This window comes from Streptacidiphilus sp. PB12-B1b, assembly GCF_014084125.1.
GTDB lineage: Bacteria > Actinomycetota > Actinomycetes > Streptomycetales > Streptomycetaceae > Streptacidiphilus.
The window spans coordinates 6723349-6747518 of sequence record NZ_CP048405.1 but is presented as its reverse complement, the minus strand read 5'-3'; the positions used below and the strand labels follow the sequence as shown (position 1 = coordinate 6747518).

Genomic DNA, 24170 nt, shown 5'->3' with positions numbered 1-24170 from the left:
GAGTAGGGGTGGGTGGATTCGGACGATGGGCGCACGAGGGGCAGCGACGCGAGGCCCGGGGCCGGGCAGCGGCCGCAAGCGCAATCTCGAACTGGTCCTGATCGTGTTCGCCGTCGCCGTTCCCGCTTTCGGCTACGCGGACGCGATGCTGGCGCTCAAGGGCGCGCTGCCCAGCGGCTTCGTGCTGCAGGTCGGCTGCTTCGCGGTGCTGGCGCTGGCGGCGCACATGGTCGTCCGGCGCTGGGCGGCCTACGCCGACCCGCTGATACTGCCGATCACGGTGCTGCTCAGCGGCCTGGGCCTGATGATGATCAAGCGCCTGGACGTCTCCTACGGCAAGGAGTACCAGGGCTACGTCCCCCTCATCGGGGGGCAGATCCAGTGGCTGGTCATCGGCGTGGCGGTGTTCCTGGGCTGCGTGGTGGTGATCAAGCACCACCGGGTGCTGCAGCGCTACACCTACGTGCTGATGGCGGCCTCGCTGGTGCTGCTGATCGGGCCCGCCTTCTTCCCGGCCACCTTCGGCGCCCGGCGGTGGATCTACATCGGGCCGCTCCAGTTCGAGCCGGCCGAGTTCACCAAGATCTCGATCGTGATCTTCTTCGCCAGCTACCTGATGGCCAACCGGGACGCGCTGGCGCTGGTCGGCCGCAAGGTCTGGGGGGTCAGCTTCCCCCGGGGCCGCAACCTGGGCCCGATCCTGGTCATCTGGGCGGTGTGCCTGCTGGTGCTGATCTTCGAGGTGGACCTCGGCACCTCGCTGATCATCTTCGGCATCTTCGTCATCATGCTGTACATCGCCACCGAGCGCACCGGGTGGGTGATCCTCGGTGTGGCGCTGGCCACCGGCGGCGCGTATGTGGTGGGCTCGCTCTCCCCGCACGTCGGGGCCCGGGTCACCGGCTGGCTGCACCCGATGGACGCGTTCAAGACCGGCTCGACCATGTCGCCGCAGCAGGCGCAGGCGCTGTTCTCGCTCGGCCACGGCGGTTTCCTCGGCACCGGCCTGGGCGAGGGGCAGCCCTGGCTGATCGGCTTCGCCGGGCAGAGCGACTGGATCGTCGCCTCCTTCGGCGAGGAACTGGGCACCGCCGGGGTGATGGTGATCATCATGCTGTACGTGCTGATGGCCGAGCGCAGCCTGCGCACCTCGATCCGGCTCACCGACCCCTTCGGCAAGCTGATGGCCGGCGGTCTGGCCGCCGGCCTGGTGCTGCAGGTGTTCGTGGTGGTCGGCGGGGTCATCGGGCTGATCCCGGAGACCGGGAAGGCGCTGCCGTTCCTGGCCCAGGGCGGGTCGTCGATGGTGGCCAACTGGATCATGGTGGCGCTGATGATCAAGCTCAGCGACGCCGCCGGGCGGACCGAGCTGGAGCCCGTGCCCGACCCGTCGGAGACGCTCACCATCTCGCCGGAGGAGATCGCCGCCGCCCGGGCCGAAATGGAACACTGACCGCCGGGGGCGGCCGCCCGGCCGCACGGGGCGGCCGGGCGGCTCAGCGGAAGACGCCGGTGTGCCCCAGCGAGTAGCGGCCCGGCTGCGGGTAGACGCACAGCCCGTGCGGGCCGTCGCCGACCGGGATGCGGGCGAGCAGCCGGCCGTCCGTGGTGGACATGGCGTACACCTCGGCGTTGTAGCGGCCGGAGAGCCACAGCACCTTGCCGTCGGCGGAGACGCCGCCCATGTCCGGGCTGCCGCCGCCGGGGATCCACCACTTGTGCACCAGCTTGCCGGTGGCGAAGTCCAGGACCGAGACCGAGCCCTCGCCCCGGTTGGAGATGTAGAGGGACTTGGAGTCCCGGCTGACGTACAGGCCGTGCGCCCCGGCCCCGGTCTTCAGCAGCGTCGGGGCGGCGAAGGTGTCGCCGTTCAGCTCCCAGACGCCGTCGGCCATCATGTCGGCGATGTACCAGACCTTGCCGTCCGGGGAGATCTTGACGTCCTGCGGCATGGAGCCGTCGATGGGGATCTTCTGCTTGGCGACGACCTCCATCTTCGCCGTGTCCACCTTGAGCAGGTCGCCGGAGAACTCGCAGGAGACGATGAAGTAGCGGCCGTCCGGCGAGAAGTCGGCGTGGTTGACGCCCGCGCACTGCGAGGGCACCGACTTGACCAGCTTCATGGTGTGCGCGTCCCGGAACACCAGGGCATGGTCGTTGGAGGCCATCACCACCGCGTACTTGCCGTCCGGGGTGAAGTACAGGTTGTAGGGGTCGTGCACGTCGACCGCCTTGCCGACGGCGCCGGTGGCCGGGTCGATCGGGGTGAGGCTGTTGCCGAGGTCGTTGTTGACCCACAGCGTCTTCAGATCCCAGGACGGGACGACGTGCTGCGGCTCGTGGCCGACCGGGATGGTGTCGATCACCTTGTAGGTGGCCGGGTCGATCACGGTGACCGTGTTTGACAGGGTGTTGGGCACGTAGATCCGGGAGGGGAACTTCTGCACCACCGGCGAGAGCACGTTCGGCCGGTCGGCGGCGTAGACGTCGGTGGGGGAGAGCAGCGGCGGCATACCGGGCAGCCCCGCAGCGGCGCCCAGCGGGAAGCCGTTGTGCAGGTCGGCGATGCCCGGACCACCGGCCTGCGCGGCCACCGCCGTCATCGGCTGCCATGCCTGCGGCTTGGCGTGGCCGCCGCAGGCGCTGAGCGCCAGGCCGCTGCCGGCCAGCAGCGTGGCCACTGCCACCGCCAGCAGCACCCGCCCGGCGCGCGGCGGCGGGGCGGCGGCCGCGGCGGCGACCGGCGCGGGCTGCGGCTGTACGGCGGGCTGCGGCACGGGGCCGGGCGCGGCCGGGGCTGCGGCCGGAGCCGGTGCCTGGGCCGGGGCTGCCGCCTGAGCCGATGTCTGGGGGCGGGCCCGGTTCGGCTGGGGCTTCCTGGCGCGGGGCTTTCCCGGGCGGGCCTTCTTCGGCCGGGGTTCGGGCTGGGGCGCGGAGGGGGAGGCGGAGGTGGACATCAGCTGAGCAGCTCCGAGGTTGTGACCGCGCGGAGTCCGCGCTGGTGCAGGCCGTCGAGGATGGCGGGCAGGGCGGCGACGGTGCCGGTGTGCCCGAAGTGCAGGCTGACCACCGACCCCGGCCGGACCGCGTCCAGCACGGTGCGGGTCACGGCGTCCGGCCCGGGGTCGGTGTAGTCGAGCGAGTCCAGGTCGTAGCTGAGGCAGTGCGCGTAGCCCGCACGGCGGGCCTGGGCGGCGACGGTGGCCGTGCAGTCCTGGGCCTGCGACGGCCGGAACCAGCGTCCGGGCGTTCCGGTGAGCCGGGTGAGCCGCTGCGCGCAGCGGGCGATCTCCTGGTAGGCGTCGTCGGCGCTCATGGTGGAGATGGCGCCGTGGTTCTGGGTGTGGTTGCCCAGTTCGTGGCCGCCGTCGAGGATGCGCCGGGCCATCTGCGGCTGCTCGTCCAGCCAGCTGCCGACGGCCAGCACGGTGACCCGGGCGCCCGCCCGCTCGGCCTCGGCCAGCAGCGATCCGGCGATCGCCGGATCGCCCTGGCCGTGGAAGGTGAGCGCGACCGCCGGGCGGTCGCGCGGACCGGTGCCGATCTCGAAGGGCAGCCCGGCGGCCAGTCGGGGGAGCCCGGCCGGACCGGGGGCGGCGCTGCCCGCAGCCGCGGCGGTCCCGGCCGAGGGCGTGCTGCGGACGGGGGACGGCTGCACCGCCGCGCTGCGGGCGGATCCGTCCGCGCAGGCGGCGGTGAGCGAACCGGCCGCGCCCAGGGCGGCCAGTCGCAGGAGGTCACGACGCTCAAGAGGGCTCATTGGGACAATCGTATGGTGATCGTCCGATTGCGCACGGTGAGCGGGGGCGGCGGACCGTACAGTGGCGCTCGGCGGGAGCGGTCGAGTGGGTGGGGAGCGAGCGGTGCACGAGGGACGCAAGGAGCTGGCGTACGGGGTTCCCGGGCTGCGGGCGGCGCTGGGGGACGACGGGATCGCCGTGCTCACGCTGGACCGGCCGGAAAAACGCAATGCCCTCACCTCGGCCATGTGGGGGGCGCTGCCGGAGCTGCTGCGGCAGTTGGCGGCCGAACCGGGCCTGCGGGCACTGCTGGTGACCGGGGCGGGTGGGACCTTCAGCGCGGGCGCCGACATCGGCGAGCTGCGCACCGTCTACGCCGACCCGGACACCGCGGACGCCTACCACGCCGTCAATGTGCGGGCGGAGGAGGCGCTGGCGGCTTTCCCGCACCCGACGCTGGCGGTGGTCCGGGGCGCCTGCGTGGGCGGCGGCTGCCAGCTGGCGGTCGCCTGCGACCTGCGCTTCGCCGAGCCCCGGGCCCGGCTCGGGATCACCCCGGCCAAGCTGGGCATCGTTTACCCGGCCGTGCCGACCGCCCGGCTGGCCCGGCTGCTGGGCCCGGCGCGGGCGAAGTACCTGCTGTTCTCCGGGGAGCTGGTGACGGCGGAGCAGGCACTGGCCTTCGGCCTGGTGGAGGTCGTGGCCGAGGACGTGGAGGCGCGGGCGCTGGAGTTCGCGCGGACCCTGGCGCAGCGCTCGGCGCAGACCCTGGGCGCGGTCAAGGAGGTGGTGGCGGCGGTGGCCGAGGGCCGCGACCCGCAGGCGGCGGTGGCCGGGTGGGAGCGGGCGTCGCGCACCGCGCCGGATGTGGCGGAGGGCCTGGCGGCCTTCCTGGAGCGGCGCCCGCCGAGGTTCTGAGCGGACGGGCGGACCCGCGCCCCCGCCTGCTCCGCCCGGCCTGCCCGCTCCCGGCGGCGGTGCGGACGGGAGCAGGCGGTGCGGACGGGTGCGGACGGGAGCGGGCGGGGCGGTGGGGCGGCGGGTCAGATGCCGAGCAGGTGGTCCAGGGCGAGCTGGTCCAGCTGCTCGAAGGCCATGCCGCGCTCGGCGGCGGCGTCGGCGTCGAAGTCCTCGTAGGCGGAGCGGTCGGCCAGCAGCCCGGCCAGGGTCTCGCCCTCGGCCAGGGTGGGCCGGGCCAGGTCGTCCAGGCGGGCGGCGCGCAGGGCGGCCCGGACGGCGGGGTCGGCCCGGAAGTCCGCGGCCTTCTGCTTCAGTGCCAGGTAGTTGCGCATGTTCCCGGCGGCGGAGGCCCAGACGCCGTCCATGTCCTCGGTGCGCGGGGGCTTGAAGTCGAAGTGGCGCGGGCCGGTGTAGCCGGCCGACTCCAGCAGGTCGACCAGCCAGAACGCCTGGCGCAGGTCGCCGGCGCCGAAGCGCAGGTCCTGGTCGTACTTGATGCCGGACTGGCCGTTGAGGTCGATGTGGAACAGCTTGCCGTGCCACAGCGCCTGGGCGATGCCGTGCGGGAAGTTGAGCCCGGCCATCTGCTCGTGGCCGACCTCCGGATTCAGGCCGACCCGGTCGGCGTGCTCCAGGGAGTTGATGAAGGCCAGGGCGTGGCCGACGGTGGGCAGCAGGATGTCGCCGCGCGGCTCGTTGGGCTTGGGCTCGATGGCGAAGCGCAGGTCGTAGCCCTGGTCGACGACGTAGTCGCCGAGCAGGTCGAACGCCTCCTTGAGGCGGTCCAGGGCGACCCGGACGTCCTTGGCCGCGCCGGATTCGGCGCCCTCGCGGCCGCCCCAGGCGACGTAGGTGGTGGCGCCGAGCTCGACCGCGAGGTCGATGTTGCGGATGGTCTTGCGCAGGGCGAAGCGGCGGACGTCGCGGTCGTTGGCGGTGAAGGCGCCGTCCTTGAAGACCGGGTGGGTGAACAGGTTGGTGGTGGCCATCGGCACCTTGAGGCCGGTGGCGTCCAGGGCCTGGCGGAAGCGCTTGACGTGGGCCTCACGGGCGGCGTCGTCGCTGCCGAAGGGGATCAGGTCGTCGTCGTGGAAGGTGACGCCGTAGGCGCCCAGCTCGGCCAGGCGGGCGACGGACTCCACCGGGTCCAGCGCCGGGCGGGTGGCGTCGCCGAAGGGGTCGCGGCCCTGCCAGCCGACGGTCCACAGACCGAAGGTGAACCTGTCGTCGGGGGTGGGGATGAGGGCGGTCATGTCGGCTCCAGCTGGTGAGGGGTGCGGCCGGGGGCTATTCGTCATCGCACAAAACAAATTAGTATCAGACCGCCCGGAGGGGAAGCCCCCGGGGGAAGGAACCCCGGACGCAAGGAGGCAGTCGTGCAGGTGGTCATCGGGATCGACAGCTCGACGCAGTCGACCAAGGCCCTCGCCGTGGACGTGGACAGCGGCGCGGTGCTCGGACGGGGCCGCGCCGGGCACACCGTCAGCGGTGGCGCGGGCCGCGAGAGCGACCCGCGCGAGTGGTGGCGGGCGCTGGGCGAGGCCGTCGCCGGGACCGGCCACGCCGACCGGGCCGCCGCCGTCTCCGTCGGCGGCCAGCAGCACGGGCTGGTCACCCTGGACCGGGCGGGCGAGCCGGTCCGGCCCGCGCTGCTGTGGAACGACGTCCGCTCCGCGCCGCAGGCCGCCGCCCTGGTCGCCGAGCGCGGAGCCGAGACCTGGGCCCGGCGGGCCGGAAGCGTCCCCGGGGCCTCCTTCACCGCCGCCAAGTGGCAGTGGCTGCGCGAGCACGAGCCCGAGGCCGCCGACCGCACCGCCGCCGTCCGGCTGCCGCACGACTACCTCACCGAGCGGCTGACCGGCGTTGCCGCCACCGACCGAGGCGACGCCTCCGGCACCGGCTGGTGGACCCCGGACGGCTACGACACCGAGCTGCTCGCCCGGCTCGGGCTGACCGAGTCCATGCTGCCCCGCGTCGTCGGCGCGGGGCAGCCCGCCGGGTCGGTGCTGCCCGGGCTGCCGCTGCCCGCCGGGGCCCTGGTCGCCGCCGGGACCGGGGACAACATGGCCGCGGCGCTCGGGCTCGGGCTGCGCCCCGGCGTCCCGGTGCTCAGCCTCGGCACCTCCGGCACGGTCTACGCGGTCACCCCGGGGCGGCCCGCCGACGCGGGCGGCACCGTCTGCGGCTTCGCCGACGCGCTGGACGCCTGGCTGCCGCTGGCCTGCACGCTCAACTGCACGCTCGCCGTGGACCGGGTCGCCGCGCTGATCGGCCGCGACCGGGAGGCCGTCGAGCCCGGCGGCAGCGCCGTCGTCCTGCCGTACTTCGACGGCGAGCGCACCCCGGACCTGCCGTACGCCTCCGCGCTGTTCCACGGCCTGCGCCACGACACCACCCCCGGACAGCTGCTCCAGGCCGCCTACGACGGCGCGGCCTTCTCCCTGCTCGCCGCGCTGGACCAGGTGCTGGCGGCGGGCGGCGCGGAGACCGCCGAGGGCACCGGCGGCGAGCTGCTGCTGATCGGCGGGGGTGCGCGCGGCCGGGCCTGGCAGCAGACGGTACGGCGGCTGTCCGGACGCCCGGTGCGCATCCCGGCCGCCGAGGAGCTGGTGGCCCTGGGCGCGGCGGCGCAGGCGGCGGGCCTGCTCACCGGGGAGCGCGCGGACGAGGTCGCCCGGCGCTGGGGCACCGCCGAGGGGGAGCTGCTGGAGCCGCTGCCGCGCGACACCGAGGCACTGGAGCGCATGGTGGACACGCTGCGCCGGTCCGGGACACTGTTCGAGTCCTGACCACGATCGTGACACGGGGGTCCGATGCCGAGCGATGACCGCGCCAACGCAGCAGCCGAAGCAGCCGCAGCCGAAGCAGCCGCAGCCGCAGCCGAGGCAACTGCCGCAACGACTGCTGCCGTACCGGCCGCTGCCGCTGCCCGGCCCGGGGGCGGCCCCGGGCCGGCCTCCCAGCAGGGCATGCGGCGGCAGAACCTGGCGCTGGTGCTGGGCGCGGTCGCCGCGCACGGCCCGCTGTCCCGCGCCGACGCCGCCGCGGCCACCGGACTGACCAGGGCCGCCGTCTCCAGCCTGGTCGTCGAGCTGCTGCAGGGCGGCCTGGTGGTGGAGCTCGGCCCGGCCCCCAGCGGGCGGGTGGGCCGCCCCGGCAACGCGCTGGCGCTCAGCCCGCGCGGACCGGCCGGCCTGGGGCTGGAGGTCGGCGTCGAGCACCTGGCCGCCTGCGTGGTGGACCTCCGCGGCGAGGTCCGGGCCGAGGCCCGGCTGCCCGCCGCCAACCGGGGGCGTCCGGCCGACGCCGTGCTGGCCGAGCTCGCCGGGCTGGCGGAGCGGGTCACCGCCGAGGCGCGCGGTCTCGGGCTGCGCCCGGTCGGCGCGACGCTCGCCGTGCCCGGCCTGGTGGACGCGGCCACCGGTACCGTGGTCCGCGCACCCAACCTCGGCTGGAGCGCGCTGGAGCTGCCCGGGACACTGCTCGGGCTGCCGCTGGTGGCCGAGAACGAGGCCAACCTGGGCGCGCTGGCCGAGCTGTGGCAGGGCGGGGCACTGGACGTGGTGCACGTCTCGGCGGAGGCGGGCATCGGCGCGGCCCTGGTCGTCGGCGGACGCCTGTTCCGGGGCGCGCGCGGCTTCGCCGGGGAGCTGGGCCACGTCCCGGTCCGCCCGGACGGCCCCGACTGCGCCTGCGGCGCGCGCGGCTGCCTGGAGCAGTACGCGGGCGAGCAGGCGGTGCTGGCCGCCGCCGGTCTCGATCCGGCGCCGGAGGACCAGGTGGGGCTGCTCGCCGCGCGCGCCGCCGCCGGGGAGCCGCGGGTGCTGGCCGCGCTGGAGCAGGCCGGGACGGCCCTGGGCACCGCGCTGTCCGGCGCGGTCAACCTGGTGGACCCGGCCGCGGTCGTCCTCGGCGGGGCCTACGCCGAGCTGGGCGCGTGGCTGCTGCCGGGCATGCGCCGGGAGCTGGCCGGGCGGGTGCTGGTCCGGCCGTGGCGGCCGGAGCTGCTGACGGTCTCGGCCCTGGGCCGGCGCGGACCGCTGCTGGGCGCGGCGCTGGTGACGATCCGTCGGATCCTGGACGATCCGGGCTCGGCGGCGGCGTCCGGACCGCCCCGAAGCGCCGGATAGTCCGCCGGACCCCGGCGTGGATCGCGCCGGGCCGGGCAGACGGGTGTTACGAATGTTGTGATTTGAACACCTTGGCCCGAATGGACGGATCGTCAGCATGTCGAGTGGACTGGGCGGCGCGAGCCGCGAGCGGGGATTCCGCGGAGAGCTTCGGGACGCGGTGACCGGGCGCGCGGCGCTGTTGGTCATCGGCACGCTGCTGCTGCAGTTCGGCTTCATCGTCTCCTACGTGGGTGCGCTGCACCACCCGCACCCGCACCGGGCGTCCATCGCCGTGGTGGCCCCGGCGCAGGTCAGCGGCCAGCTGGTGAGCCGGCTCAACGCGCTGCCCGGCAAGGAGCTGGACGCCCGGGCGGTCGCGGACGAGGCGACGGCCCGTCAGCAGATCCACGACCGCAAGGTCTACTCGGCGCTGCTGGTCAACCCGAACGGAAACCGGGACACCCTGCTGGTGGCCGACGCCACCGGCCCGGCGCTGGCCTCGGCCATCCAGCAGGTGGTGACCCGGGTCGAGGCGACCCAGCACCGCACCCTGGCGGTGGTGGACGTGGAGCCGCTGGCGGCGGGCGACCAGAGCGGGCTCTCCTCGTTCTACCTGGTGGTGGGCTGGTGCGTGGGCGGCTACCTGGTCGCGTCGATCCTCGGCATCAGCGCCGGTGCGCGCCCGGCCAACCGCTCCCGGGCGGTGATCCGGCTGGGCGTGCTGGCGCTGTACTCGGTCGCCGCCGGGCTCGGCGGGGCGGTGATCATCGGCCCGGTGCTGAACGCGCTGCCGGGCAGCCTGCTCGGGCTGTGGGGCGTCGGCGCGCTGCTGGTCTTCGCCGTGGGGACCTTCACCATGGCGCTGGAGTGCCTGTTCGGCATCGTCGGCATCGGGCTGGCGGTGCTGCTGTTCGTGGTGCTCGGCAATCCCAGCGCGGGCGGCGTCTACCCGCCGCCGCTGCTGCCGCCGTTCTGGCGGGTGATCGGCCCCTGGCTGCCCAACGGCGCGGCGACGTCGGTGGTCCGCTCGATCGCGTACTTCGGCGGGACCAGGATCCTCGCCCCGCTGCTGGTGCTGGTGGTGTGGGCGGTGGTCGGCACGGCCGTCTCGCTGCTGGCCACCGACTTCAAGCCCCGGGGCGGCCGGGCGGCGGAGGAGACCATGGCCTAGCGGCAGCCCGCACGGACAGCGCCGAAGGGCCCGCCGGACGTCCGGCGGGCCCTTCGGCGTGCTGCGCTGCGGGCGTGCTGTGCTGCGGGCCGGGGGCCCGGGGCGCCGGGCTCAGCCGGCGATGACGTACAGGCCGTAGCCGACGGCCGCCGCGCAGAGCGCGAAGCAGAGCACGGCGCCGCCGAGGGCGGCCGTGCCGCGCCCGGCCGCGCCGTCCGCGAGTGCCTCCTCGCGGCGCGCCAACGCCGAGACGCCGAAGCAGAAGGCGGCGACGACGGCGAGGCTGATGACGACGCTGACGCCGAAGGTGCTGCCGAGAGCGGCCCAGTTGATCTTCATGGTCGGGACTCCAGATCCGTGCGGGCGCTCAGGCCGCGACGACGTCGGCTGCGGCGGCCGGGGTGGCGGCCGTGGTGGGAACGGCGGCCGGAACCGGCGCCGGGGCCTGCTCGTCGGCGGCCAGGGAGGCCGCGTCGACCGGGCGGCGGCGGTTCAGCAGGTAGATCCAGGCCGAGAGGCCGGCGCCGATCAGGCCCAGCAGCACCACGCCCCAGGTGCCCCGGTCGGCCAGGAACGCGCCCAGGCCGCCCAGCGCGCCCGCGGCGGGCAGGGTCAGGCACCAGGCGTAGGCCATCCGGCGCGCGGTGGACCAGTGGACCACGCCGGTCGGACCGCCCTTGCCCGCGCCCATGATCCCGCCGGAGCAGACGTGGGTGGTGGACAGGCCGTAGCCCATGTGCGAGGAGGTCAGGATGACGGTCGCCGAGGCGGTCTGGGCGGTGAAGCCCTGCGGGGCGGCGATGTCGGTGATGCCCTTGCCCAGGGTGCGGATGATCCGCCAGCCGCCGATGTAGGTGCCGGCCGCGATGGCGGCACCGGAGGAGACGATGACCCACAGCGGCGGGGCCGAGTGCGGCGCGACCACGCCGGCGGCGACCAGCGTCAGCGTGATCACGCCCATGGTCTTCTGCGCGTCGTTGGTGCCGTGCGCCAGCGAGACCAGCGAGGCGGAGGCGATCTGCCCGGCCTTGAAGCCCTTCCCGGTGGCGCTGCCCCGGCCCTTGCGGGTGATCCGGTAGGCGGTCTTGGTGGCGCCCCAGGCGGCGACTCCTGCCACGACCGGCGAGGCCACCGCCGGAATGATGATCTTGGTGACCACGACCGAGAACACCACCCCGTGCATGCCCACCGCGACCAGCGTGGCGCCGATCAGCCCGCCGTATAGGGCGTGCGAGGAGCTCGACGGGATGCCGCGCAGCCAGGTGACCAGGTTCCACAGGATCGCCCCGATCAGGGCGGCGAACACCACCTGGGGCCTGATCCCGGAACTCTCCTGAATGATCCCGCCGGAGATCGTCTTGGCGACCTCCACCGACAGGAACGCCCCGGCCAGGTTCAGGACCCCGGAGAGCGCGACCGCGACCTTCGGTCGCAGGGCGCCGGTGGCGATGGAGGTGGCCATCGCGTTGGCGGTGTCGTGGAAGCCGTTGGTGAAGTCGAAGGCGAGGGCCGTGATGATCACGACAGTCACCAGGAACGTCATGTGTTCCATTACCAAACAATCTCTCAGCGGAAGAGTCGAGCAGACCGTAGGCATTCTGGATGAACGGAAAGTGAACTGACGGCCTATGTGCAGTTGATGCGGCCGCGCAACCGGGGCGAAAAGGGCGCGCAGCCTGGGAAGTACACGGATCACTCCGCAGCCGGACGAGAGATGTGTCACACCGCCCAGGTGTCCCGGAGGCGTCCTCCGGAGGCGGACTGTCTGTAGAACGCATGAGAATCCGGAGGCGGTCTGCCGCTTCCAGCGCCTCCATGGCAGGATCGCTGGGGGCCGGGCGGCCCCGGGCGCGGTCAAGGGACGACCGCGTACCACGGGACGCCGAGGCGCCCGGTGCGTCAGGGATGCCGGGAAACGCAGGGCGGAGGGGGAACAGGTGCTGGTCATGCGCGGGGCGGGCCGGGCTCGTCGGGTGGAACAGGCACGGCCCTGGCTGGCCGGGGTGCTGCGCTGCGGCGCGCTGCTGGTAGCCGCCGCGCTGGCGGCGCTCCCGCTGGTCGTGGCGCCCGCCGCCTACGCCGCCGGCAGCGGCGAGGGCACGGCCGGGACCGTCGACGCGCAGACCCTGACCCAGGCCGAGGCCTCGCTCCAGCCGATCCTGAACCGGCTCCACTCCACCTACCAGCAGGCCGAGGTAGAGACCCAGAAGTACGACTCGCTCGCCGAGCAGCTGGTCCAGGCGCAGGCCGACGACGACGCCCTCGAGGTCCAGGTCCAGAACTCGCAGGCGCAGGTGGACGACGGCGTCACGCTCGCCGGGGAGATCGCCGACGCCCAGTACCGCAACGGCGGCCTGTCGCAGCTCGGCGAACTGCTGCTGGCCAGCGACCCCGAGCAGGCCATGCACACCCAGGAGCTGCTCTCCATGGTCGGCCGCTCGCAGGCGGCCTTCGTCGCGCAGCTCAAGAGCGACCAGAAGGCGCTGCTCGCCGCCAAGCAGGCCGCCGACACCGCCAAGCAGCACGCCGCCCAGCTGCTCAAGGAGGAGGGCGTGCAGCGGACGGCGATCAACAAGCAGCTGGCCTCCGTCGAGCAGCAGGTCTCCACGCTCACCGGGGCGCAGAAGCAGGAGCTGTCGCAGTTGGAGCAGAAGGACGCCAACGCCGCCCAGCTGGCCTTCCTCGCCTCCGGCATCCTCGGCAAGGACGACGCCAAGCCCTCCCAGGCCGGGGCCCAGGCCATCGCCTTCGCCTTCGCCCAGCTCGGCGCGCCCTACGTCTGGGGCGGCATCGGCCCGTACGCCCAGGGCTTCGACTGCTCCGGGCTGACCTCGCAGGCGTGGCTGAGCGCGGGCGTGGCGATCCCCCGCACCAGCGAGGAGCAGTGGGCCGACCTGCCGCACGTGGCCCTGGACGCGCTCCGGCCCGGCGATCTGATCATCTACTTCTCCGGCGCCAGCCATGTGGCGCTCTACATCGGCGACGGCCAGGTGATCGAGGCGCCGCGGCCCGGCGGCGTGGTGGACGTCGAGCCGATCGCGGCCAACCCCATCCTCGGCGCGGTCCGGCCGGACTCCGGCGCCTCCTCGCTCGGCAGCTACCAGCCGCCGGTCATCCCGCCGTCGGCGACCAAGCCGCTGCCGATCGCGCCGACGCCGCCGCCCGCGCCGACCAAGCCGAAGCCCCCGACCAAGCCCAAGCCGCCGACCAGGCCCACCGCGCCGCCGTCCGCCAAGCCCACGCCGAAGCCGACGCCCAGCGGCAAGCCCTCGGGCCCGCCGTCCGGATCGCCGTCGTCCGCGCCGTCCGCTCCGGCCTCCCCGACGCCGTCGGACTCCGCCTCCGCCCCGGCCTCGGCCGGGCCGTCCGCCTCCCACTCGGCGGCGGCGACGGACCCGGCCTCGGGCCCGGCCTCGGGCCCGGCGTCCGGCCCGGCCTCGGCCTCCGCCTCGGGCCGAGGCTGACGCCTCAGGCCGTGGCCGAACCGGCCGCTCCGGCCCCGGAGTCGGGCTCGAAGCGGACGACCACCGACTTGGAGGTCGGCGTGTTGCTGGTGTCCGCCGTGCTGTCCAGCGGCACCAGCACATTGGTCTCCGGGTAGTAGGCGGCGGCGCAGCCCGGCGTGGTCGGGTAGTGCACCACCCGGAAGTGCGGCGCGCGCCGCTCCACCCCGTCCGCCCACTCGCTGACCAGGTCGGTGTAGTCGCCCTCGGCCAGACCGTGCTCGGCGGCGTCCTGCGGGTTCAGCAGGACCACCCGGCGGCCGTCCTTGATGCCCCGGTAGCGGTCGTCCAGGCCGTAGACGGTGGTGTTGTACTGGTCGTGCGAGCGCAGCGTCTGCAGCAGCAGCCGGCCCGCCGGGACCTCGGGCGCGACCAGGTCGTTGACGGTGAAGTTGGCCTTGCCGGTGGCGGTGGGGAAGGCCCGGCGGTCGCGCGGGCCGTGCGGCAGGGCGAAGCCGCCGGGCTTGCGGATCTTCTCGTTGAAGTCCTGGAAGCCGGGGACGACCCGGGCGATCCGGTCGCGGATGTTGCCGTAGTCGGCGCTGAAGTCCTCCCAGGGCACGGTGTTGGCCGCGCCCAGGGTGCGCCGGGCCAGGCCGCAGATGATCGCGGTCTCCGACAGCAGGTCGGCGGCGGGCGGCTTCAGCGCCCCGCGCGAGGCGTGCACCATGCCCATCGAGTCCTCCACCGTGACCTGCTGCGGGCCGCCCGCGCGGACGTCCAGGTCGGTGCGGCCGAGCGTGGGCAGGATCAGCGCCCGCGCGCCGGTGACCACGTGAGAGCGGTTGAGCTTGGTCGAGACGTGGACGGTCAGCCGGCAGCGGCGCATCGCCTCCTCGGTCACCTCGGTGTCCGGCGAGGCCGCGACGAAGTTGCCGCCCATGGCGAAGAAGACCTTGACCTTGCCGTCGCGCATGCCGCGGATGGTGTCCACCACGTCCAGGCCGTGCTCGCGCGGCGGCTCGAAGCGGAACTCCGCGCCGAGGGCGTCCAGGAAGGCGGCGCTCGGACGCTCGAAGATGCCCATCGTCCGGTCGCCCTGGACGTTGCTGTGTCCGCGCACCGGGCACACGCCCGCGCCGGGCCGGCCGACATTGCCGCGCAGCAGCAGGAAGTTGACCACCTCGCGGATGGTGGGCACCGAGTGCTTGTGCTGGGTCAGCCCCATCGCCCAGCAGACGATGATCTTCTCGGACTCCAGCACCATCCCGGCCAGCTCCCGGATCTGCTGCTCGGGCAGGCCGGTGGCGGCCAGCACCGCGTCCCAGTCGGTGCTGCGGGCGTCCTCGGCGAAGGCCTCGAAGCCGTGGCAGTGCTCCTCGATGAAGGCGCGGTCCAGGACCGTGCCCGGCTCCTTCTCCTCGGCCTCCAGCAGCAGCAGGTTCAGCGCCCGGAACAGCGCCAGGTCGCCGCCGAGGCGGATCTGCAGGAACAGGTCGGTCAGCTTGGTGCCGTTGCCGACCAGGCCGCGGGCGTTCTGCGGGTTCTTGAACCGCTCCAGGCCCGCCTCCGGCAGCGGGTTCACGCTGACCACCCGCGCCCCGGCGCGCTTGGCGCGCTCCAGCGCGGACAGCATCCGCGGGTGGTTGGTGCCCGGGTTCTGGCCCGCGACGATGATCAGATCGGCCTGGTAGAGGTCCTTCAGGTGGACGCTGCCCTTGCCGATGCCGATGGTCTCGCTGAGCGCCGAACCGGACGACTCGTGGCACATGTTCGAGCAGTCCGGCAGGTTGTTGGTGCCGAACTGCCTGGCGAACAGCTGGAAGGAGAACGCGGCCTCGTTGCTGGTCCGGCCGGAGGTGTAGAACGCGGCCCCGTTCGGGTCGTCCAGGCCCTTCAGCTCCTCCGCGACCAGCTCCAGCGCCGCGTTCCAGCTGATCGGGGTGTAGTGGGTGGCGCCCTCGTCCAGCAGCATCGGCGTGGTGAGCCGGCCCTGCTGGCCCAGCCAGTAGCCGGAGCGCTCGGCCAGGTCCGCGATCGGGTGCTCGGCGAAGAACTCCGGGCCGATCCGGCGCAGCGTCGCCTCCTCGGCGACGGCCTTGGCGCCGTTCTCGCAGAACTCGGCGGTGTGGGTGTGCTCGGGCTCCGGCCAGGCGCAGCCGGGGCAGTCGAAGCCGTCCGGCTGGTTGAGCTTCAGCAGGGTGCGCACCGACCGGGCCGCGCCCATCTGCGCGGCGGCGATCTGGGTGGTGTGCAGCAGCGCCGGGATGCCAGCCGCGGCGTGCTTGGGGGCGGTCACCTCGGGCGCGTCCTGCGCCGGGTCGGTCGCGGGAGCCTGCCTGGCCATGTGTCGTCCACCTCCGGTCGGGGGCGCGGCCCGGGCCCCTTCGCCCGGCGCGCCTTCCTGCGTGCTCTCACCTCATCCTTTCACTCGGGGCGCGCGGCGACGAGGTCGAGTACCGGGGAGAGGCTCTGCGGGCGCTGCTCCACCGGCAGCGGATCGACCTCGTAGAAGGGGCAGCCGAGGGCGGTCGCGCCGCCGTCGTCGGGCCGGTGGTCGCCCACCATCAGCACCTGCGCCGGCGGTAGGCCCAGCCGCTCGCAGGCGGACCGGAAGATCCGCGGGTCGGGCTTCTGCACTCCCAGCTCGAAGGAGAGCACGAAGGCGTCCACCAGGCCGTCCAGACCGCCGCGGACGAAGATCGGCCGCAGGTCCCAGCCGATGTTGCTGACCACGGCCACCGGCACGCCGCGCCGCCGCAGCTCCTTGAGCACCGGCTCGGCGTCCGGGTAGGGCCGCCAGGCCTCCGGGGCCAGGTGCCGCAGGTAGAGCGCGGCGGCCAGGGCGTCCGCCCGCTCCGGGCCGGTGACCGGCAGCAGCGCGGCCCGGGCCTGCGCGGTGTAGGCCGCGCGGTGGTGGGCGGCGCTGGTGTCCCGCGCGCCCCAGCCGTCCGGCGCGTGCAGCGGCTGCGGGCCGCCCGGCTGCGCCCCGGCGGCGGTCAACCGCTCGATGCAGCGGGCCCGTTCGGACCCGGACAGGTCCAGGCCGAGGGTGTCGAACCACTCCGCCACCGTCTCGATGCGGAAGAGCGTCCCGGAGAAGTCGAACATCACGCCTTTGATCATGCGATCGATCCTGCCGGTGCGGCGCGGGCCCCGGCAAGGCCGCCTGCGCGGCCCGGCGCGCCCGGCGGCCGGGAATACCGGGAAGCCTGGCGGGTTGGGGAGGTATGGACGAGCACTCCGCCCGGGTAGGACTGGAAGGGCTGCGTGTCCTGAGACGCCGGTTTCCCCCGGGTGGGCCCACTGCGTGGACCGACCCCTTCGTCACCCCTTCGTCGGCCCGATTTTCCGGAGGTTCCGCAGTGAGCAGCAGTCTGGACGATTGGAAGCACTGGCGCGACGACCGCGTGGTGGCGGCCCGTGCCCCGCACGGTCCGCTCGCGCTCACCGGCACGCACTGGCTGGCCGACCTGCGCGGCGGTGTGCCCGGCGTCCCCGGGCGCTGGGAGCAGCAGGGGAGTTGCGTGGTCCTGACCGCCGCTCGGCACGACGGCCTCGAGGTCGACAGCGTCGCGCTGGACGGCTCGGTGAAGCTCTGTCCGGACACCGCCCCCAATCCCTCGCTGATCACCCACGGCGGCCGGCGGCTGGTGCTGATCCTGCGTGAGGGCGAGTACGCCGTGCGCGTCTACGACCCGGCCTCCCGCGCCCGCGCGGCCTTCGCCGGCATAGACGCCCACCCGTACGACGAGCGCTGGGCCCGCCCGGCCCGCTTCACCCCGTACTCCGGCGAGCGCACGGTCTCCGTCCCCAATGCGGACGGGCGCGAGCGCGGCCTTGCCCTGGCCGGGTCGGTCGCCTTCACCGTGCCGGCCGAGGGCGACGGGGGCGCCCCCGGGCCGGAGCACACGCTGCAGGTCGGCCGGGCCGGGGACGGCTCGCTGAGCGCGGTCTTCGCGGACGCCGGTGCGGCCGGGGCCCTCGGCTTCCGCTTCGTCACGCTGCCCGCGCCCGGCCCGGACGGCGCGACCGTGCTCGACTTCAACCGCGCCTACCTGCCGCCCTGCGCCTTCGCCGAGCACTTCATCTGCCCCTTCCCGCCGCCGGGCAACCGGCTGGAGACCGCCGTCCCGGCCGGGGAGACCCGCATCCTGACGCACTGACGCACTGACCCCGGTGCGGGAGGGGCGGGAGGTGCGCCGCCTGGGCAGACTGCGGGCATGGATGAACACGAGCAGTCCGCGCCCCGCCCCGACTTCCTGACCAAGCCGGTCCTGGTCGGGGAGTCGGTCACGCTGCGCTGCGTCACCGAGGCCGACCTGCCCGCCGTGCGGGGCATCTGGGAGGACCAGGAATGCCTCCGGCTGACCGGCAGCCACCCCCGGGGCGTGGCCAGCGAGGAGCAGCTGCGCGCCTGGTACGTCACCCGGGTCGGCCAGGACGACCGGCTCGACCTGGCCGTCGTCGACAACGCCTCCAGCGGCGCCGTGGGCGAGGCGGTGCTGAACCAGTGGGACGCCGCCAACCAGAGCTGCAACTTCCGCATCTCGCTGGCGCCCGGCAGCCACGGGCGCGGCCTGGGCACCGAGGCCACCCGGCTGATCTGCGGCTACGGCTTCGAGAAGCTCGGCCTGCACCGCATCTCGCTGGAGGTGTACGCCTTCAACCCCCGCGCCCGGCGGGTCTACGAGAAGGCCGGGTTCGTCGCCGAGGGCGTGCTGCGGGACGCCCTGCTGTGGGACGGCGCCTGGGTGGACGCGACGGTGATGTCCATCCTGGCGGGGGAGTGGGAGCGGCACCACGGCCGCCCCACCGGGTGAGCGGACGGGCGCGGACCGCGCCGACCGGCCTCCGACTGCGCCGACCGGCCGCCGACCGCCCGCTGTCCGGATGGCGGGCAGCTCTGGACGGTGCCGCTGCCGATTGATATACATCGGATCTCCTGGCGACGGTGGACGACCGGACCGTCTCGATCGCAAAGGTGGTGATGGCAGGTGCGATTCCTGCGCGTGGGGCCCCTCGGGGCGGAGCGGCCGGTGCTGCTGGCCGACGACGGGACGACCGGATACGACCTCTCGCAGGTCACGGCGGAGATCGACGGCCCCTTCCTGGAACGGCTGCTGGACGGCGCGGGCGCGGAGATCGCGGCCCTGGCCCGGCAGGGCCGGCTGCCGCGGGTGGAGCTCGCCGGGCAGCGTCTGGGCGCGCCCGTCGCCCGGCCGCCCAAGGTGGTCTGCGTGGGGCTCAACTACCGTGGTTACGCCGCCGACACCGGGCAGGACATCCCGGCCGAGCCGGTGCTGTTCATGAAGGCCGGCAATGCCGTGGTCGGCCCCCACGACCAGGTGCTGATCCCCAGGCGCAGCGACCGGACCGACTACGAGGTCGAGCTGGCCGTGGTCATCGGCCGCACCGCCCGCTACCTGGACTCCCCGCAGGAGGCGGCCTCGGTCGTCGCCGGGTACGCGGTCAGCAACGACGTCTCCGAGCGGGAGTTCCAGCTGGAGCGCGGCGGCACCTGGGACAAGGGCAAGTCCTGCGAGACCTTCAACCCGCTCGGCCCCTGGCTGGTCAGCGCGGACGAGGTGGCCGACCCGCAGCGGCTGGGCCTGCGCACGCTGGTCAACGCCGAGGTCCGCCAGGACAGCGGCACCCACGACATGATCTTCCCGGTCGACTACCTGGTCTGGTACATCAGCCAGTTCATGGTGCTCGAACCCGGTGACGTGATCAACACCGGCACCCCGGCCGGGGTGGCGATGGCCCTCCCGGGACGCCCTACCTGCGGCCCGGGGACGTCATGGAGCTGGAGGTCGAGGGGCTCGGCCGGCAGCGGCAGGTGCTCGGCGCGGCCTGAGCCCGGGCGCGGGCGGCGGCCCGGACACGTCAGACCCGGGCCGCCGCCCTCTTGGACGATCCACCAAGAACCGTCAGACATCGGATGTCTTGCTTCGTCAGTGGGGTGACCCGCCGGTAGCTTCGGCCCCCAGCAGCAGCCCGCCCAGCCGGGCCACCAGCTGCGCCCCCGGCCCGGTCCCGGCGAACCCGGCGAACATGCCCCGCAGCACCCGCTCCGTCTGCGGATCGTGCAGCGCCGCCGCCGCGAACATCACCACGAACTCGTCCACCAGCCAGTCCCGCAGCTCGGCGGCCGAACCCACGCCGGGTCGGCCGGGCGCGCGGCCCTCGCCCTCCTCGCCGCTCGCGGGCACGCCGCGCCGGGTGTCGTCCAGCCAGGTCAGCGCGGTCACCTCGACCACCGATATCCACGAGCGGACCAGCAGCGTCAGCCTCGGTCCCGGCTGCTCCACGCCCAACTGGTCGACGATGCTGCGGTAGGCCGCCCGGCGCACCTCGTCCACGATGGCGGTGGTCCGCTCGTTCTCGGCGACCGAGCCGCCGCGCAGCAGCGCGCCGTACCCGGCCGCGTGCTCGCCGACGAAGGCGAAGTAGCGGTCCAGCACATGGCCCAGGCGCTCGGTCGGGGTTCCGCGCACCGGCTCCACGAAGCGCGAGGCCAGCTCCTCGGCGGCGGTGCGCAGCGCGGCCTCGTACAACTGCTGCTTGCCGCCGGGGAAGTACCGGTAGACCAGCGGGCGCGACGCCTCCGCCGCGGCGGCCACGTCGTCCAGCGACACCTCCTCCGGCGCCCGCCTGCTGAACAGCTCCAGCGCCACCGCGATCAGCTGCTCCCGGCGCTGCTCCACCGGCAGCCGCCGGTACGGTCCGCGCCGGGCCCGGCGCGCGCGGGCCGCGGGCGCGGCGGCGTCGGCCGCATCCGCCGCCTCGGCGGCGTCCGCCGACGGGGCTGCGGCCAGGGGATCTGCGATGGGGGCGTCCATGCGCCCACCCTACGTGGCCGATCGCCCGCCCCGGCGACTGGTCGGCCGCCCGCTGCCGGGCTCGGCGGCGGTGCTCGGGCGGTGCTCCGCCGTACGGTCAGAGCAGCCCGGAGCGCCGCCAGGCCGCCCGGTCCAGGGCGCTGTGGATGATGCCGATCTCCTGCAGGAAGCCGGTCAGCTTCTCCGCCGACCAGCGCATGGTCTCCTGCCGGTGCCCGCTCTGCCGGACCTGCCGCCGGGCCTCCTCCACGTCCAGGCCGACCGCCGCGTACACGCCCGGGTGGATCAGGGCGCGGGCGACCACCACCGACGCCTCGCCGGAGACGGTGCGGGTGAACTGCCGCTCCCAGGCCGGGCAGGTCGCCATCTGTCGCCGCAGCTCCTCGCGGGCGTAGCGCACGTGCCGGGCCTCCTCCACCACGTGGATCCGGGTGATCCCCTGGATCAGCGGCTGCACGCTCTGGTCCGGGAAGGTCAGCCGCTGGAAGCGGTCGAGTATCTCCTCGACCAGCAGCGTCGCGGTGAACGCCCCCGGCGTGGTCGCGGTGGTCTTCAGGATCCGCCCGAGGAAGCGGGTGACGCCGCCGGGGCCGTAGTACGGCGTGCCCAGCTTGGTCACCGCGCGGGCGAACATCCGCGAGTGGCGGCACTCGTCGGCCATCTCGGTGAGCGCGTACGTGACATGGCTGCTGCGCGGGTCCAGGTCGTAGATGTGCCGGGTGAGCAGCTGCATCAGGATGATCTCGAACCACACCCCGGCCGACGCCATGCTGGCGAACTCGTGCCGGGACAGCTCGATCCGCTGCTCCTCGCCCATCTGCCGCCACAGCGGCGTCCCGTACAGGGAGACCAGGTGCTCGGGCAGGAACCACTTGCCCGGCTCCAGCTCGGCGTCCCAGTCCAGTTCGGTGTCCGGGTCGTAGGAGTGCTTGGCCGAGGCCTCCAGCAGCCGGTCGGCCACCTGCTCACGGTCCTTCAGCAGTGCCGTTCCGCCCGTGCGTTCCATGGTTCCGCCCTCCTTCGGTCGCCGTGCAGCCATGGCGCGGCTACGGCATCGCCATCCTTATGAGACTCCATGTCAGCAACGGCGTCAATCCCCTGCCACGCACGGCCGCCGCCGGTCGCCCGGGAGAAGGGCGGGTCGGGGTCCGGGCGCCCGTCCCGGGACCGCAGAATGGGCCCATGACGACGGCAGACCCCGCAGGGCCCGGCGGCCCGTGCGGCCCGGCGGGCCCGTCCGCCGCGGCCGAAGCGGAAGGCCCCGGCCGGGGCACCCCCGACGGCCCCGACAGCTCGGCAGGGCACGGCAGCTCACCAGGGCGCGGCCGTCCGACCGGCCGCACCGAACCGGCAGGCCGCCCCGAACCGGCAGGCCGCGGCGGTCCGGTGGGGGCCGGCGGGCGTCCGGGACCGCGCCGCCGCGCCGCCCGGATCGCCGCCGCCGTCGGCCGCTATCTGGCGGCCGCCCCGGGCACCTTCGTCTGGCTGGCCATCCTCGGCGTCAACACCTTCCTCCTGGTCCGGATGTCACCCCGGTTCCGCCGGTACTTCCTGATCACCCACAGCACCAACCTGGACGAACTCAGCCACCACCCCATCAAGGTGCTGATCGCCAGCGCCCTGTGGACCGAGACCCCGAGCTTCCTGTTCTGGTTCGTGGTCTTCAACCTGTTCCTCGTCCCCACCGAGCGCTGGCTGGGGACGCTGCGCTGGCTGGCCGTGGTCGCCATCGCGCACATCGGCGCGACCCTCGTCAGCGAGGGGGCCGTCGCCTACCTCATCCACGCCGGAGACCTGCCGCACCGGACCAAGCACACCATCGACATCGGCGTCAGCTACGGCGTCTCCGGCGCGGTGGGCGTGCTCACCTGGTTCCTCGCCCGCCCGCTGCGCTGGTACTACCTGGGCGCGGCCACCGCCTTCTACCTCCTGCTGTTCGGCCTCTCCCGCGACTTCACCAACCTCGGCCACCTGACGGCCTTCGTGCTCGGGGTCGCCTGCTACCCGATCACCAGCGGCGTCCCCGGCGGCAACTGGCGGCCGCGAAAGGGGAGCCCACCCGGCTCTGTCCTCCGCTTTCCCGGGTAGGCCAGGATGAGGACCATGGCTGACACATCAACCCCCCTCACCCCGCGGCAGATCGCCGACGCCTACCTCGACGCGCTGGCCGCGCACAACCCGGTCGTCGCGGCAGGGCTCGGTATCAACCTCGACGACGACCGGCAGCCGGACCTCTCCCCGGCCGGATTCGAGGCCGAGGCCGAGCTGGCCCGCAGAGCCCTCGCGGACCTCGCCGCCGCGACCGGCGGAGCCGAACCGGCCGACCCCGCCGAAGCAGCCTGCGCCCGACTGCTGCACGAGCGCCTCACCGCCGAACTCGCCTGCCACGACGCCGGAGACCACCTCCGCTCGCTCAACAACATCTCGTCCCCCCTGCACTCGGTGCGCTCGGTCTTCACCATCATGGCAACCGCCACTGACAACGACTGGTCGGTCATCGCCGGACGCCTGCGCAACGTCCCCGGAGCCGTCGAGGGCTACCGGCAGACGCTCGCCGAAGGCGTCCGCCGCGGGCTGCTCTCCGGCCCCCGCCAGGTCGAGACCGTCATCGGCCAGCTCGGCAGCTGGATCAGCGAGGACGGCCGGACCGGCTGGTTCGCCGAGTTCGCCGCCGACGGCCCCGAGGCCCTGCGCGCCGAGCTGGACGCCGCCGCCGACCAGGCCGGCGCCGCCGCCGCGCGCTTCCGCGACTGGCTGCGGGACGAGTACGCCACCGCCGCCGCGGACGCCTCCGACGTCGCCGGACGCGAGCTGTACCTGCGCTCCGCCCGCCGGCTCACCGGCGCCGACCTGGACCTGGACGAGGCGTACGGCTGGGCCTGGGGCGAGTTCGCCCGGCTGGAGGCCGAGATGCGCGCCGAGGCCCAGCGGGTGCTCCCCGGAGCCGACCCGATGCAGGCCGTGGAGCACCTGGAGCAGCACGGCCACCGGGTCGGGGGCGCCGAGGGCATCCGCGCCTGGCTCCAGGGGATCATGGACGAGGCCATCGCCGCCCTCGACGGCGTCCACTTCGACCTGGACGGCCCGCTGCGCGAGGTCGAGTCGATGATCGCCCCCGAGGGCAGTGCCGCCGCGCCCTACTACACCGAGCCCAGCCTCGACTTCAGCCGCACCGGCCGCACCTGGCTGCCCACCCTCGGCCGCGAGGAGTTCCCGACCTGGCAGCTGGTCAGCACCTGGTACCACGAGGGCGTCCCCGGACACCACCTGCACCTCACCCAGCGGATGCGCTGCGCCGACCGGCTCTCCCGCTACCAGACCACCATCGGCGGCGTCAGCGCCGAGATCGAAGGCTGGGCGCTGTACTCCGAGCGGTTCATGGACGAGCTGGGCTTCTTCAGCGACCCCGGCCGCCGCCTGGGCTTCCTGGACGAGCAGATGCTGCGCACCATCCGGGTCATCATCGACATCGGCATGCACCTGGAGCTGGAGATCCCGGCGGACGCGCCGTTCCACCCGGGGGAGCGCTGGACGCCCGCCCTGGCGACCGAGTTCTTCGCCACCTACAACGGCTGCCCCGCCGAGATGCGCGAGAGCGAGATCACCCGCTACCTCGGCTGGCCCGGCCAGGCCATCGGCTACAAGCTGGGCGAGCGGGCCTGGCTGCGCGGCCGCGAGCAGGCCCGCGCGGCCCACGGCGCGGACTTCGACCTCAAGGCATGGCACATGAAGGCGCTCTCCCAGGGCGCCACCGGCCTCGGCGACCTGACGGCGCGACTGGCCGCGCTCTGACCGTCCGCACCGGCCCGACCACGGCCCCGGCTCGCCGCCGACGGCGGAACCGGGGCCGTTGTCAGCGGCGTGCTCTACCGTGGCTGCCACGACTCGGCGCAGGAGGG

General features: G+C 74.1%; 19 protein-coding genes and 1 pseudogene. 11 read left to right on the top strand and 9 right to left on the bottom strand.

Annotation, left to right across the window (positions count from 1 at the left end):
* Nucleotides 1-25 precede the first annotated feature (25 nt).
* A complete protein-coding gene (locus GXW83_RS29300; RefSeq protein WP_182446055.1) occupies nucleotides 26-1453 on the top strand; it encodes an FtsW/RodA/SpoVE family cell cycle protein in 1428 nt (475 codons plus the stop codon).
* A 43-nt stretch (nucleotides 1454-1496) separates the two neighbouring features.
* Here GXW83_RS29300 and GXW83_RS29295 read toward each other — a convergent pair whose 3' ends face one another.
* Nucleotides 1497-2957 (bottom strand): hypothetical protein, encoded by a 1461-nt coding sequence (locus GXW83_RS29295; protein WP_370466798.1) that lies wholly within the window; start codon nucleotides 2955-2957, stop codon nucleotides 1497-1499.
* Nucleotides 2957-3760, bottom strand: coding sequence for a polysaccharide deacetylase family protein (locus GXW83_RS29290; RefSeq protein WP_182446054.1), 804 nt, complete (start codon nucleotides 3758-3760; stop codon nucleotides 2957-2959). Before GXW83_RS29290 ends, GXW83_RS29295 begins: the two co-directional genes overlap by 1 nt.
* Before the next feature lie 145 nt (nucleotides 3761-3905).
* Between GXW83_RS29290 and GXW83_RS29285 the strand changes: the two genes are divergently transcribed.
* Nucleotides 3906-4658 carry an enoyl-CoA hydratase/isomerase family protein gene (locus tag GXW83_RS29285; RefSeq protein WP_182447630.1) on the top strand — a complete coding sequence of 251 codons (753 nt, stop codon included), beginning with the start codon at nucleotides 3906-3908 and terminating at the stop codon, nucleotides 4656-4658.
* A gap of 125 nt (nucleotides 4659-4783) precedes the next feature.
* On the opposite strand, the gene xylA is transcribed toward GXW83_RS29285, so the two are convergent.
* Entirely contained in the window at nucleotides 4784-5953 is a 1170-nt protein-coding gene (gene xylA, locus GXW83_RS29280; protein WP_182446053.1) for a xylose isomerase, read from the bottom strand.
* 123 nt (nucleotides 5954-6076) lie between these two features.
* Here xylA and xylB point away from each other — a divergent pair, with 123 nt between their 5' ends.
* The 3 genes from xylB (at nucleotide 6077) to GXW83_RS29265 (ending at nucleotide 9983) form a co-directional block, all read left to right on the top strand.
* Complete coding sequence (gene xylB, locus GXW83_RS29275; RefSeq protein ID WP_182446052.1) at nucleotides 6077-7489, top strand: xylulokinase; 1413 nt, start codon at nucleotides 6077-6079, stop codon at nucleotides 7487-7489.
* Nucleotides 7490-7669: 180 nt separating this feature from the next.
* A complete protein-coding gene (locus tag GXW83_RS29270) occupies nucleotides 7670-8830 on the top strand; it encodes an ROK family transcriptional regulator (RefSeq protein WP_225447573.1) in 1161 nt (386 codons plus the stop codon).
* A 97-nt stretch (nucleotides 8831-8927) separates the two neighbouring features.
* On the top strand, nucleotides 8928-9983 hold the full coding sequence (locus GXW83_RS29265) for an ABC transporter permease (RefSeq protein WP_182446050.1): 1056 nt from the start codon (nucleotides 8928-8930) through the stop codon (nucleotides 9981-9983).
* 111 nt (nucleotides 9984-10094) lie between these two features.
* Here GXW83_RS29265 and GXW83_RS29260 read toward each other — a convergent pair whose 3' ends face one another.
* Both GXW83_RS29260 and GXW83_RS29255 read right to left on the bottom strand, forming a co-directional pair.
* Nucleotides 10095-10322 carry a hypothetical protein gene (locus tag GXW83_RS29260; RefSeq protein WP_182446049.1) on the bottom strand — a complete coding sequence of 76 codons (228 nt, stop codon included), beginning with the start codon at nucleotides 10320-10322 and terminating at the stop codon, nucleotides 10095-10097.
* 28 nt (nucleotides 10323-10350) lie between these two features.
* Nucleotides 10351-11535, bottom strand: coding sequence for an inorganic phosphate transporter (locus tag GXW83_RS29255; RefSeq protein ID WP_182446048.1), 1185 nt, complete (start codon nucleotides 11533-11535; stop codon nucleotides 10351-10353).
* A 421-nt stretch (nucleotides 11536-11956) separates the two neighbouring features.
* On the opposite strand from GXW83_RS29255, the gene GXW83_RS29250 reads away from it, so the two are divergent.
* Complete coding sequence (locus GXW83_RS29250; RefSeq protein ID WP_182446047.1) at nucleotides 11957-13447, top strand: C40 family peptidase; 1491 nt, start codon at nucleotides 11957-11959, stop codon at nucleotides 13445-13447.
* 4 nt (nucleotides 13448-13451) lie between these two features.
* Here GXW83_RS29250 and GXW83_RS29245 read toward each other — a convergent pair whose 3' ends face one another.
* Together GXW83_RS29245 and GXW83_RS29240 are read right to left on the bottom strand one after the other, a co-directional pair.
* Nucleotides 13452-15773, bottom strand: a complete 2322-nt coding sequence (locus GXW83_RS29245) for an FdhF/YdeP family oxidoreductase (protein WP_182446046.1) — start codon at nucleotides 15771-15773, stop codon at nucleotides 13452-13454.
* 80 nt (nucleotides 15774-15853) lie between these two features.
* Complete coding sequence (locus tag GXW83_RS29240) at nucleotides 15854-16552, bottom strand: HAD family hydrolase (RefSeq protein ID WP_182446045.1); 699 nt, start codon at nucleotides 16550-16552, stop codon at nucleotides 15854-15856.
* Nucleotides 16553-16791: 239 nt separating this feature from the next.
* On the opposite strand from GXW83_RS29240, the gene GXW83_RS29235 reads away from it, so the two are divergent.
* From GXW83_RS29235 to GXW83_RS29225, 3 genes and pseudogenes are all read left to right on the top strand, one after another.
* Nucleotides 16792-17592 (top strand): DUF1684 domain-containing protein, encoded by an 801-nt coding sequence (locus GXW83_RS29235; protein ID WP_225447315.1) that lies wholly within the window; start codon nucleotides 16792-16794, stop codon nucleotides 17590-17592.
* A 57-nt stretch (nucleotides 17593-17649) separates the two neighbouring features.
* The gene (locus GXW83_RS29230) at nucleotides 17650-18249 is read left to right on the top strand and encodes a GNAT family N-acetyltransferase (RefSeq protein WP_182446043.1); all 600 of its coding nucleotides are present in this window, start codon (nucleotides 17650-17652) and stop codon (nucleotides 18247-18249) included.
* A gap of 174 nt (nucleotides 18250-18423) precedes the next feature.
* A pseudogene (locus GXW83_RS29225) lies at nucleotides 18424-19286 on the top strand (fumarylacetoacetate hydrolase family protein).
* Between the two features lie 97 nt (nucleotides 19287-19383).
* On the opposite strand, the gene GXW83_RS29220 reads toward GXW83_RS29225, so the two are convergent.
* Together GXW83_RS29220 and GXW83_RS29215 are read right to left on the bottom strand one after the other, a co-directional pair.
* Nucleotides 19384-20271, bottom strand: coding sequence for a TetR/AcrR family transcriptional regulator (locus GXW83_RS29220; RefSeq protein WP_182446042.1), 888 nt, complete (start codon nucleotides 20269-20271; stop codon nucleotides 19384-19386).
* Nucleotides 20272-20368: 97 nt separating this feature from the next.
* Nucleotides 20369-21277, bottom strand: a complete 909-nt coding sequence (locus tag GXW83_RS29215; RefSeq protein WP_182446041.1) for a diiron oxygenase — start codon at nucleotides 21275-21277, stop codon at nucleotides 20369-20371.
* A gap of 176 nt (nucleotides 21278-21453) precedes the next feature.
* On the opposite strand from GXW83_RS29215, the gene GXW83_RS29210 reads away from it, so the two are divergent.
* Together GXW83_RS29210 and GXW83_RS29205 are read left to right on the top strand one after the other, a co-directional pair.
* Nucleotides 21454-22359, top strand: coding sequence for a rhomboid-like protein (locus GXW83_RS29210; RefSeq protein WP_182446040.1), 906 nt, complete (start codon nucleotides 21454-21456; stop codon nucleotides 22357-22359).
* Between the two features lie 15 nt (nucleotides 22360-22374).
* Nucleotides 22375-24063: a DUF885 domain-containing protein gene (locus tag GXW83_RS29205; protein ID WP_182446039.1), complete on the top strand. Its 1689-nt coding sequence runs from the start codon at nucleotides 22375-22377 to the stop codon at nucleotides 24061-24063.
* Nucleotides 24064-24170 lie beyond the last annotated feature (107 nt).

Excerpts from the sequence above, each read along its gene's own strand:
- GXW83_RS29290 (WP_182446054.1), bottom strand. The coding sequence starts at position 3,760 with ATGAGCCCTCTTGAGCGTCGTGACCTCCTGCGACTGGCCGCCCTGGGC.
- GXW83_RS29210 (WP_182446040.1), top strand. The coding sequence starts at position 21,454 with ATGACGACGGCAGACCCCGCAGGGCCCGGCGGCCCGTGCGGCCCGGCG.
- GXW83_RS29300 (WP_182446055.1), top strand. The coding sequence starts at position 26 with ATGGGCGCACGAGGGGCAGCGACGCGAGGCCCGGGGCCGGGCAGCGGC.
- GXW83_RS29215 (WP_182446041.1), bottom strand. The coding sequence starts at position 21,277 with ATGGAACGCACGGGCGGAACGGCACTGCTGAAGGACCGTGAGCAGGTG.
- xylA (WP_182446053.1), bottom strand. The coding sequence starts at position 5,953 with ATGACCGCCCTCATCCCCACCCCCGACGACAGGTTCACCTTCGGTCTG.
- GXW83_RS29270 (WP_225447573.1), top strand. The coding sequence starts at position 7,670 with ATGCGGCGGCAGAACCTGGCGCTGGTGCTGGGCGCGGTCGCCGCGCAC.
- GXW83_RS29230 (WP_182446043.1), top strand. The coding sequence starts at position 17,650 with ATGGATGAACACGAGCAGTCCGCGCCCCGCCCCGACTTCCTGACCAAG.
- GXW83_RS29265 (WP_182446050.1), top strand. The coding sequence starts at position 8,928 with ATGTCGAGTGGACTGGGCGGCGCGAGCCGCGAGCGGGGATTCCGCGGA.
- GXW83_RS29245 (WP_182446046.1), bottom strand. The coding sequence starts at position 15,773 with ATGGCCAGGCAGGCTCCCGCGACCGACCCGGCGCAGGACGCGCCCGAG.
- GXW83_RS29240 (WP_182446045.1), bottom strand. The coding sequence starts at position 16,552 with ATGATCAAAGGCGTGATGTTCGACTTCTCCGGGACGCTCTTCCGCATC.
- GXW83_RS29255 (WP_182446048.1), bottom strand. The coding sequence starts at position 11,535 with ATGGAACACATGACGTTCCTGGTGACTGTCGTGATCATCACGGCCCTC.
- GXW83_RS29205 (WP_182446039.1), top strand. The coding sequence starts at position 22,375 with ATGGCTGACACATCAACCCCCCTCACCCCGCGGCAGATCGCCGACGCC.
- GXW83_RS29260 (WP_182446049.1), bottom strand. The coding sequence starts at position 10,322 with ATGAAGATCAACTGGGCCGCTCTCGGCAGCACCTTCGGCGTCAGCGTC.
- GXW83_RS29295 (WP_370466798.1), bottom strand. The coding sequence starts at position 2,957 with ATGTCCACCTCCGCCTCCCCCTCCGCGCCCCAGCCCGAACCCCGGCCG.
- GXW83_RS29220 (WP_182446042.1), bottom strand. The coding sequence starts at position 20,271 with ATGGACGCCCCCATCGCAGATCCCCTGGCCGCAGCCCCGTCGGCGGAC.